At 36.9% G+C, this 11,450-nt stretch carries 7 protein-coding genes; 3 read left to right on the top strand and 4 right to left on the bottom strand.

The genetic code is table 11. The features are described 5' to 3' along the window. Window positions 1-231: 231 nt before the first annotated feature. The 4 genes from ASE92_RS18205 to ASE92_RS18190 form a co-directional block, all read right to left on the bottom strand. Complete coding sequence (locus ASE92_RS18205) at window positions 232-795, bottom strand: hypothetical protein (protein WP_157255789.1); 564 nt, start codon at window positions 793-795, stop codon at window positions 232-234. A gap of 53 nt (window positions 796-848) precedes the next feature. Further along, a complete protein-coding gene (locus ASE92_RS18200; protein ID WP_056851555.1) occupies window positions 849-1,277 on the bottom strand; it encodes an EamA family transporter in 429 nt (142 codons plus the stop codon). A 333-nt stretch (window positions 1,278-1,610) separates the two neighbouring features. Beyond that, complete coding sequence (locus ASE92_RS18195) at window positions 1,611-2,237, bottom strand: cupin domain-containing protein (protein WP_056851554.1); 627 nt, start codon at window positions 2,235-2,237, stop codon at window positions 1,611-1,613. A 235-nt stretch (window positions 2,238-2,472) separates the two neighbouring features. Continuing rightward, window positions 2,473-2,967, bottom strand: coding sequence for a cytidine deaminase (locus ASE92_RS18190; RefSeq protein WP_056851553.1), 495 nt, complete (start codon window positions 2,965-2,967; stop codon window positions 2,473-2,475). A 147-nt stretch (window positions 2,968-3,114) separates the two neighbouring features. Between ASE92_RS18190 and ASE92_RS18185 the strand changes: the two genes are divergently transcribed. From ASE92_RS18185 to ASE92_RS18175, 3 genes are read left to right on the top strand one after another with little or no spacing between them, the layout of a single operon-like run. After that, window positions 3,115-8,106: a translocation/assembly module TamB gene (locus ASE92_RS18185; RefSeq protein ID WP_056851552.1), complete on the top strand. Its 4,992-nt coding sequence runs from the start codon at window positions 3,115-3,117 to the stop codon at window positions 8,104-8,106. Next, window positions 8,090-10,390, top strand: coding sequence for a BamA/TamA family outer membrane protein (locus ASE92_RS18180; protein WP_056851804.1), 2,301 nt, complete (start codon window positions 8,090-8,092; stop codon window positions 10,388-10,390). Before ASE92_RS18185 ends, ASE92_RS18180 begins: the two co-directional genes overlap by 17 nt. Before the next feature lie 8 nt (window positions 10,391-10,398). Then, complete coding sequence (locus ASE92_RS18175) at window positions 10,399-11,430, top strand: YihY/virulence factor BrkB family protein (protein WP_056851551.1); 1,032 nt, start codon at window positions 10,399-10,401, stop codon at window positions 11,428-11,430. Window positions 11,431-11,450: the final 20 nt, after the last annotated feature.

The raw sequence follows: 11,450 nt of genomic DNA, 5'->3' as shown, positions 1-11,450 counted from the left end.
GATTGCACAGTGTAAAGAGAGGTTATTCACATTTGAAGGTTGAAAAATTCTCTTAATATGATTAGGATAGCAGGCTCCGGTTGTATTTTTAAAGTTTCCTCCTGCTCTTCGCTGTATCTTTTAGCCACTTAGCCCTACACACCAATGGCCAGCTAAAAGGATGTCACTACAATCAGGTATAACAACTCCATTTAAAACTATTCAACCAAATAGTAAAACATAGCAACCTGTCTATTTCTTTGAAGAACTGTACGTAATGATGTCTGTACCTTGCATGGCTTTTACCCGTTTTTTTACATCAGCAACCGCCATCGTATAGCCATTATTAAAATCTCGGCTGTAAGCAATAAAATCGCCACTTTCGGTTTTACCATCTATTACCCAAATGTGCCACATTCCCTGTCCTGAAACTAAAGAAATAACGACCTTACGTCTATTTGCTAATTCATCAGATATTGTTTTGTAAAGTTCATCAAGCGGAAAACCTACACCTCGTTTATTTTGAAACTGATGCCGGAATTTTAATCCATTGATGGTTTTGCCATCAAAATTATCAAATGAACCGTCATTTCTATTTTTCCAGCCATGTTGCAAATTGAAATAATTTATGCCAACCTTATTATTGTATTTCAAAATCATTTCTATTGATGATGGAATACATGATGAAGGGTAAATCTGCTGATGTTTATCAACAGTTTCTAAAATGGATTTTTGTTGTGCTGATAGTTTTTGGGAGGTTACTGTAAGGGCAACAAGAATTAACATGTAACGGAAGACTGAAAAGGAAGCGTTCATTTAGGGTAAAATATTATCTAAATGTAATGTGATCTAAATTATTTTCCAAAAAATTATTCGGTAGAATCTGATAAAGCGATGAGTACCGCACCGGCAATCATCACGGTGCCGCCAACTACAATTTGCCAGGTGATTTTTTCTTTCAAAAAGATGATCGATAAAACAATAGCAATCACCAAAGAGGTTCTTTCAATAGTAGCCACATAAGATGCTGGGCCCATAGAAAGCGCTTTATAAGAAAACAACGTTGACAATGATGTAAAAACCCCTGCCGAAAGCAGAAATATCCATGCATTTTTTTCTATTCCCTTCCAATCGCTAAAATTGCCTTGATAAAACACTACTCCCCATGTAATGAGTAAAATCAAGACGGCTTGAATGGCAAAAGCCAAGCTGGAATCTACATTTTTTAATCCCGCCTTTGTTAGTACAATTACCAATGCAGCTGATATTGCTGCAAGCATAGCCCATAAAACCCACATAGTTATTTCTGTTTATAGCTTAACAGCAAAAATTCAAAATAGATTGTAACAAAAAACAATAGGCAATGCTTTATTATTTAGTTAAGAATGACTTGCACCACATCATGAGTTGAAAATGTAACCTTCGTTCCGCCACGCTCCTCTTGATACTTTCCAACGACTTTATAATACGTACTTCTGGAATTTTAACCGGCTCAGTGATCCGAATATACGCTTGTGGCGTAAATTCATCAGTTTTTTCAAGGTGTAACTTTTAAACCATTTTACGATTCTTATGGCCGCCACTCGGTTTATTTGGATGTGACTTTGAAATAAACCTTTCTTGCTCTTATATTACAAATGAACTTTATATTTATCCATGATCTCTTTTAACCTTGGCCAATCGAAAGTGATATCATATTGTTTCGCCAGTCGATCCAAATCACCAGGTTTTGGTCGTTGATTGTTAATAAACAAGTCAGCCAAATCGCTCATATATGCTTCGTGGCCAGCAGGACTGTACAATTCGATAAACTTTACGATTTCTTTGCCGGTGTTCCAAAAACTATGAACAATTCCTCGTGGACGTAAATGCCAGTCACCAGCTTTTACCTCGAACAACTCATTGCCTACCATAATGGTTAAAACGCCTTGTGTCACTCTACAAATTTCATCGAAAGTTTTATGATAATGTGGCGGGGCGCCCAAATAACCAACAGGTAATGTGGATTCAGTTATGCCAACATGGCCATCGGTTTGGCTTTTATTTAGTTTAAAACTGATGTCTCCATCACCGATTTTACCTTTTTTACCAGTATTTTCAGGTACGAAGATAGGTTTCTTAATATCATCAAAAATATCGCCTGGCGATTTAATATCGGCAAAAGCTTGAGAAGGCAGTGCAGCTGAACCAATTGAAGATATTGCAAGCAATTGTAACAACCTTCTCCGGGTTAAAATATTGTTCTGTTCATTCTCCATACTGATGATTTTTTTCTAATTTATTGAATATCAGGAAATAAAAAGCATTTTTTAAGAATAGTATTACAGATGGGACTTAAACCTAACCGAAAAACATCAGCCGAAAATTATAACTGATAAAGCGAAAAGCCCGCAGCGAATAAAAGCATTTTCTGCTTTTATAAAAGCGAGGACTTGTAACGATAGCAGGGCTAAAATGCCGAAGCATTACAGAACTGCCCATTTCCAAATATTTTTAAGCTTTAGCCCCTAAACGATCTTCTACAAATGAAAACGGCAATAAACTTTGTACACTGGGCACTTTTAAAACTTCGCCGTTTAAACAGTAGAAGATTACTTCAATTGGCGATGCTTGCTTTCTTTCAAACTCGGCCATTACCTGCAAACAACCACCGCAAGAGGTCACTGGCTTCAAAATTTCAAAGGCATCGGTTTGCGCTGTAATGGCCATACTTTCGATCACAGCATATGGATAGGCCGAGCCAATGGAAAAGAGTGCAACACGTTCGGCACACAAACCAGAAGGATAGGCCAGGTTTTCCTGATTGCTTCCGAGTATTATTTCACCAGAAGCCAGACGGATAGCGGTTCCTACCCGAAATTTTGAATAGGGAGAATATGAACTTGATAACGCTTTCTCCGCGTTTTCACAAAGTACGGCATCTTGCTCATTTAATTCACTAACTCCATTGTACTGTTCGAAGGTTATATTAAGATTTAATAATTTCATTTTTAATACTTTATAAAATCGCCAGTGTTAAATTTTTATAGCGGGCGAACAATTTAGTTTAATTTTTGTAGTATTTATAAATAACTGCCTTAAATTTAATTTTAATGGCATGCTTTTGGCATTTAACAACCACCAAACACATTCGCTTTGAATAAATACGTACGTAAAAGTTTAAAAATTTTGCTTTGGGTAATTGCATCTATCATCATCTTGGTGGTGGCTGTTGCCCTTTCGCTCAACATCCCTGCAGTGCAAAATTTTGTTAAGGGAAAAGCTATTGATTACCTTAAAACGAAAACAAAGACTGAAGTTAGCCTTGAAAGTATTAAAATCGCATTACCCAAAGATGTGGTACTGAACAAGTTTTATATTGAAGATTTAAAAGGTGATACTTTGTTATATGCGGAAAAATTAGCTGTTGATATTAGTTTATTTAAACTATTGGACAATACGGTAGAGATTAACAGCGTTGAGCTAAAAAATATACGGGCTAACGTTAAAAGGATTGCTCCAGACACAACTTTTAACTTTTCTTTTTTAGTCGATGCTTTTATGAGCGATCAAAAAAAGCCAGAGGAAAAGGTGGATAAGGATACCACATCAACCATGAAATTTTCTGTTGATAAGGTTTCTTTTGAAGATATAGGTATTAATTATCGTGATGATGTAGCGGGTAACGATGCCAAAATTTACCTTGGCGCATTTAAGGCAAAACTAAAAACTTTTGATTTAGCTGGCCAGCATTACGTAATTCGAGATTTGGCATTAAATAACACGTCGCTCCGATATTTACAGCAAAAACCTTTGGTAGAACTGGTGCAGCATGTTACCAATAGTGTAGATAGCAGCGAAAAGGAAACTGGAAAACTGCCATTGATTGAAGTAGAAAACTTTGCTTTCAACAATGTGAAAGTGAATTACGACGATCAGATTTCTACTACGAAAGCAGTAGCAGATGTTAACGAATTGGGCCTGGTTAACCTTAAAGTCGATTTAACGAATAGTAAATATTCGGTAGAAGATGCCAAGTTGAACAAATCGAACATTCTTTTTGCTTTTAAACCTGCTCCAAGTAACGATTTAAAAAAGGTTAAAGACACCGTTGTTGCTGAAAAATCGGCGCTCGGCCTGATGATTAAAAATATTAGCCTGGCTGATAATAATGTGCAATTTGACAACCTAGGTGCAAAAGCTTCGCCGAAAGGAATGGACTTTAATCATTTAAAAATTACTGGTTTAAATTTTGGCGCTGGCGACGTAAGTTACAGTGCCGACGGCATTAAGGCCAATGTTAAAAATGGTTCGCTAAAGGAGAAAAGTGGTTTTGCTTTGAATGAGTTAAAAGGAAACGCTGTTTACAACGACAAGCAAATTAAGCTAAGTAACTTTGTTTTAAAAACACCAAATACCACCATTGAAAATGCTACGGAACTGAATTTCACTTCGATGGATGATTTAACCAAACATCCTGAAAGAGTGAAATTAGCATTAAGCTTAAAAAATACAACCATCGGACTAAAAGATGCGGGTTATTTTAGTGATGCCATCCCAGCGAATTACCGAAATGAAAAAATAAAAATAAATGCAGATGTGAATGGCTATTTAAATAACCTTAACATCCCTCGCTTGCAAATTACAGGATTAAAAAATACACAAATCGATATTAGCGGAACTGCTAAAGGTTTGCCCGACATTAATAAAACTTTCCTTGATTTGAATATTAAAAAGCTCTACGTTACCAAGAGTGATATTTTAGTTGCCGTACCCAAAAAATCGCTTCCACCTACAATCGAATTGCCAAATGTGATAAATGCCAATGGTAAATTTAAAGGTTCGATGACGGATTTTAACACCAACATGAACATTCAAACCGATATGGGGGGTGCAATTTTAACCGCAGCGATGAATGGACCAAAAGGAAGAGAGCATTATAAAGCTGATGTTTCTTTGAACAATTTTAATGTTGGCCGCTTGCTAAAAATGCAGCCGAAATTAGGGCGAATAACGGTTAAAGCAAATGTGGCCGGAACGGGGCTTGATCCTAAAAAAATAAATGCCAAATTTAACGCCCGGGTACTAAACGCCTATTACAATAAATATACTTACCGAAACCTAAATCTGGCAGGCACTTATGCTAATCAGAACGTTACCATTAAAGGTAACATGCCAGATAGCAACGCAAATTTTGTTCTGGATGCCAGAGCAAACCTTGGTGGGAAATATCCTGCGGTAAAGGCTAATTTGAACTTAAAACAATTAAACCTACAGGCTCTTAACTTTAGTCCGACTTTGTTAAGCGCTGCTGGTTTAATAAAAGTTGATTTACAAACTGCCGATGCAGATTATTTAAATGGTTCGGTAGATATTACAGGCTTGCAGTTGGCTAAAGATGCGCAAAGAATTAATGTTGATACCATTTCGGTTCGGGCAAGATCGACAGCTACAGAAAACGAGCTTTCGTTGAAGTCGGAAATTATATCGGCAAAAATTGATGGGAAGTACGAGCTGACAAAAATTGGTAGTGCATTCATTAACGAAATCAACAAATATTACTCTTTTGGGCAGGTAACCAAAATTCCTGATCAAAGAATGCGGTTCGCTGTTCAAATTTACGATTCGAAATTACTGAAACAATTCGTACCAGAGCTGACTGTTTTCAAGCAATCGCAGTTTTATGGTTTAATTGATACTCAGAAAGACAGTTTACAGATCAAAGGAAATTTCCCGCAGGTAGTATACGGAGATTTTAAAATTGATACTACTTCAATCAACATCAATAACGAAAACAATAAACTCGATTATGCCCTAACGGTGAAGAGTTTGCAAAGTCCTTCCATTGCCTTGTTCAACACCGAAATAAGCGGTGAAGCACTAAACAACTTATTAGGTGTTAATATCTTCCTTCGTGATAGACAATTGAAAGATAAATATGTAATTGGCGGTAATTTTCAATCCATAAATAAAGATTTTAAATTTACCCTTGATCCACAGAAACTTTTATTGGATTATCAAAAGTGGGTGGTATCGCAAGATAATTTTATTCAATTCGGTCAATCCGGAATATTAGTTAATCAGTTTGCCATCAGCAATAGTGGCCAGTCATTATCTATAAACAGCAATCCAACCCAGCCTAATGCACCTTTAAGTGTTGAGTTTAAAGATTTTCAATTGGAAACTTTAACCAAATTCGCAGAAACGGATACTACTTTAGTTGGAGGCCGTTTAAATGGAACTGCCAATGTGAAAGATTTGGCATCGACGCCAAAATTTGAAGCCAACTTAACGATAGATCAGCTCCGTTACCAGAAAGATCAACTTGGTACTTTGCGTGTGGCCGTTAACAACAATACCCAAAATGCCTTTGAAGTTAATGTGGCTTTAACTGGCGTTCACGATTTACGAGTGAATGGATTTTATTACACTGCCCCTCAAAGCGCCTTAGATTTAACAGTAAACATTGATAAGATTGAGATGAAAAATATCGAAAGCTTATCTCAAGGGCAGCTAAAAAATGGAACGGGTACATTAACCGGTGCATTAACAGTTAAGGGCGCATTAACCGCTCCAAAAATATTAGGCGATTTAACCTTTAACAACGCTGGAATAAATGTGGCTTATGTAAATTCATATTTCCGTATGCCGAACGAGAAGATATCTTTTACCAACGAGGGCATTGCCTTTAACAACTTTACACTGATCGATTCTTTGAACCAGAAAGCAACCATTAATGGAAAGGTTTTAACCACAGATTATAAGAATTATCGCTTCGGTCTGGATATCAGAATGAATAATTTCCGGGCAATTAATTCTACTGCTGCTGATAATGAGATGATTTATGGTACGGTTTATTTAACCAGCGACATTAAAGTTCGTGGAGATTTAAATCAGCCAGATGTAAACATGAATATCACTGTAAATAAAGGCACTAAGTTTTTCTTTGCTTTGCCTTCGAGTGATCCATCAATCATTGATCAGGATGGAATTGTTCAGTTTATTGATGCAGATGCACCGCCTTTCAACGGCCAAAAAGCACTCAAGGTAGATAGCATTAGCAAGTCGCCAATCAAAGGTTTAAATTTAGTTGCAGCAGTAAAAATTGATCCTGAGGCAGAGTTAAATGTAGTTGTCGATCCATCGAGCGGTGATAACCTGAATGTAAGAGGTGATGCCGATCTCAATGTAACAATGGATCCGAGTGGCAAAATAAGTATGACCGGTCGCTATGAGATTCTCGATGGTTCGTACAATTTAACCTTAGCTGTTCTTAAAAAAGAATTTAAATTGGTGAAGGGAAGTACTATTGTTTGGACTGGCGAACCTACTTCGGCAACTGCAAACCTAACCGCTTTGTATGAAGTAAATGCTGCTCCTATTGATTTACTTAATCAACCAGATTTATACGAAGCCAGAACAAAACTGCCGTTCCAGGTTTACTTGATGATGAAGGGTGAACTTTTAAAACCTACAATTTCTTTTAAACTTGATTTACCGGAAAATGAACGAGGCGCATTAAACGGACAGGTTTATACCAAATTAATTAATGTAAATAGAAATGAAAGCGAGTTAAATAAGCAGGTTTTCGCTCTATTGGCGCTGAACAGGTTTATCGCCAACAATCCTTTCGAAAGTTTAGCTGGTGGCGGTGGTGGTGCCTCAACTCTTGCCCGATCAAGCGTAAGCCGACTATTAACAGAACAATTAAATAATCTAACTTCAGATTTAATTCAGGGAGTTGATTTAAACTTCGGTGTAAATTCATCAGAAGATTACTCAACTGGATCTATGCAGCAAAAAACGGACTTGGAAATTGGTTTATCTAAAAAATTATTGAACGACAGGCTAACCGTTACCGTTGGAAGTTCATTTGCATTGGAAGGACCACAAGCACCAGGAGAAAAATCTACCGATATTGCGGGTAACGTAAACGTAGAATATGCCTTATCTGCCGATGGAAGGTACCGTTTAAGAGCCTACAGACGCAACCAAAATGATGTAATTGTACAAGGCCAGATTATTGAAACCGGATTAGGTTTTACATTAGTGGTTGATTACAACAAATTCAGAGAAATTTTCCAGAAAAAACGCAATAGAAGAACAAGAAACATTGAACAGAAAGCACAAAATGAGAAAACTAACTAGACCTATTTTATTTGTATTGGCCTGTTTAGTTTATGCAGGTTGCAGTAGTACGAAATCCTTAAAACCTGGACAAATTTTATATACGGGAGCAGATGTGATCATCAATCCAGATTCATCGGGAAAAATTGATGATGAGAAACAAGTTAAGGCCGATTTAAAAAGCAAAACCCGGCCCCGCCCGAATAACAAACTAAAACTGGCTATTTACAACTTTGCTGGTGAACCTAAAAAGCCTAAAGGTTTAAGAAACTGGATCAGGAAAAAAGGGGAGCCGCCTGTGCTTTTAAGTGAAGTTAAATTGAAATATAATAACGATGTATTAACCAGCTATTTATTAAGTGAAGGCTATCTTCAAGCAGCTGTAACCGGAGATACAGTAGTTAAAGATAAAAAAGGAAAGGCAATTTATACTGCTGTTACTGGCGAGAGGTATAAAATTAACAAGATAACTTTCCCTCCTGATTCTGGCGTTTTGACTAAAATCATTAACGCGAATAAAGATAAAACACTATTAAAGGTTGGAAACTTTTACGATTTGGATGTTTATAAAAACGAGCGAATCAGAATCGATAACGACTTAAAAGAGAATGGATATTTCTATTTCAGTCCTGATTACCTGATTATGCAGGTTGATAGCACGATCGGTAAAAACCTGGTAAATGTTACCGTTAAGGTTAAAGATATTGCTCCAGACGCGGCGTTGAAGCCCTACACCATAAAAGATATTAAAATTTATCCCAATTACTCGCTGCGTAGAGATAGTACGCTTCGTAAGTTGAAGCCTTTGGAATATCATGATTTCAATATTTACGATGACCGCAATACCTTCAAGCCCAGATTATTTGATCGATTGGTTTTCTTTCAAAAAGGTGAAGTTTATAACCGCAAAGACCACAACCAATCCTTAAACAGGATGGTAAATATTGGCGCTTTTCAAGATGTTAGAGCTGAATTTTTACCGGTAGATAGTTTCAAGAATAACGAGCTGGATCTGAACATTTATTTAACACCGCTAAAGAAAAATTCACTTACCTTCTCCGTAACAGGCACCAGTAAATCGAACAATTTCGTAGGTTCGGAAGTAAAGGTTACGCAAACTACGAGAAACCTTTTTAGGGGGGCCGAACAGTTAGATGTTAGCCTGAGTGGGGGGTTTGAAACGCAAACCAGAGGTACTTCATTAGGCAAAAATTCACTGTCTCTTACAGCTGAAGGAAAATTAACTTTTCCAAGATTTATTGTGCCGTTTTATAAGCCCAATAGTACAACAGCCTTTATCCCTAAAACTATCGCTTCATTATCTTATCAGATGTTGAACAGAGGATCAGAATATACTTTGCATGCTTTTAAAGGAGAGTTTGGCTATAACTTTAAAGAAAATCAATACAAGGAGCATAATTTCAACCCTATTTCTGTGAGTTATGTATCCACTACATTCCCTTCTGATACAACAAGAGATCGATTATTTGCTGAAAACCCTTTACTTAGAACAACATTAGAAAACCAGTTTATCATTGGTAGTAGCTATAACTTCACTTATACCAACCAAATGGAAACCAATCGCAGAAATAACACATTTTTCTACGGTGCGCTAGAGACTGGTGGTAACCTTTGGGGAACATTTGTTCCAAAAGATGAACAAGGCAAACGTTCTATTTTCAACGTTCCTTTATCGCAATTTGTGAGATTAGAAGCTGATTTAAGAGATTATTACAAAGTGACTAGAAACGTAACCTGGGCAAATAGATTGAACTTAGGTTACGGTTATGCTTATGGAAATAGTACCTCACTGCCATTTGTTAGACAGTTTTTTGCTGGTGGAAGTAATGACATCAGGGCATTTCCGGCCAGAACTTTAGGTCCCGGAACCTATAAAGTACCAGATGATGCCATTTTTGCTGATCAAGGTGGCGACATCAAATTAATGCTGAATTCGGAGCTTAGATTTAAAATTGTAAGTATTTTATATGGCGCCTTGTTTGTTGATGCTGGTAACATTTGGTTACGAAAAGAAGATATGGGCGTTCCTGGAACCTCAAATACTGGCCGGCCAGGTTCGGAATTTAAATTAAAAAATGTGCTTAACGAATTAGCTGTAGGTACAGGAGCAGGATTGCGTGTTGATGCTTCGATATTTGTAGTTCGCCTGGATGTAGCATTTCCTGTTCGTAAACCGTACCTTGCAGAAGGTCAGCGCTGGGTGTTTGATGATATCGCTTTTGGAAATAAGGATTGGCGCAGACAAAATTTAATTTTTAATATCGGGATTGGTTATCCTTTTTAACTTTTTAAATGAGATTAATCAAAAAAATCAAACAGTTTTTTATTGCACTTTATCATCTTTTTATAGCAGCTGGGAAGGGTTTTGCTGAAGATAGAATTACTAAATTAAGTGCTTCTTTAGCATATTATACCATTTTCTCCCTTACCCCACTAATCATCATTGTTTTATCTGCCGCAACCTTATTTTTCGGAGATAAAATGAATACAGAAACCAGGAATAAGTTTTTTGCACAAGTAAATGATATGGTTGGGCCCGATGCGGCGATGCAAATTCAGGGCTTTGTTGAACATGCTAACAAAAGCGGTCAATCTACATTAGGACTAATCATAGGAATTGCAACCTTAATTGTTGGATCAACAGCTATATTTATTGAAATTCAAGACAGTATCAATATGATCTGGAAGGTAAAAGCGATTCCGAAAAAAGGCTGGCTGAAAATGATTACCAACAGGCTACTCTCCTTTTCTTTAATCGTTTCGATGGGATTTTTATTACTGGTTTCATTAGTTGTAAATAGCGTGGTAGTGGGCTTGGGGGATAAACTTATTTCATTGTTATCAAAAACCGAAATAGATAAGGTTGTTCCTGTAGCTGATGATACCATGGCATTGATCATCTACATTTTGAATAACGTGATTACTTTGGCCGCGGTAACCGCAGTATTTACGGTAATTTTCAAGGTTTTACCAGATGTGATCATTAAATGGAAATCGGCTATTATCGGCGCATTATTTACTGCAGTACTCTTCAGTTTAGGTAAATATTTAATCGGCATATATATCGAAAAAGGGAATCCGGGCTCTGCATTCGGGGCTGCAAGTTCAATTATTGTAATTTTGCTTTGGATCTACTATACCTCTATTATTTTATATTTTGGTGCAGAATTTACCCAGGCTTACGCCGAAAAATATGATGGCGGAATTGCACCTAGTAAATATGCTGTTTTTACAAAAATTACCATAGTAGAAAAAAAGGTGGATATACTGCCTCCCCAACACCCTGAAGATACAGTTGATGAACCGGAAAAGAAAAGTCTTTAGTCTTTAGTCTTTAATCTTTA

It is taken from the genome of Pedobacter sp. Leaf41, assembly GCF_001422545.1.
In the GTDB taxonomy this organism is placed as follows: Bacteria; Bacteroidota; Bacteroidia; order Sphingobacteriales; family Sphingobacteriaceae; genus Pedobacter.
The sequence above is the reverse complement of the archived record's forward strand: the minus strand, read 5'-3'. Positions and strand labels throughout refer to the sequence as shown.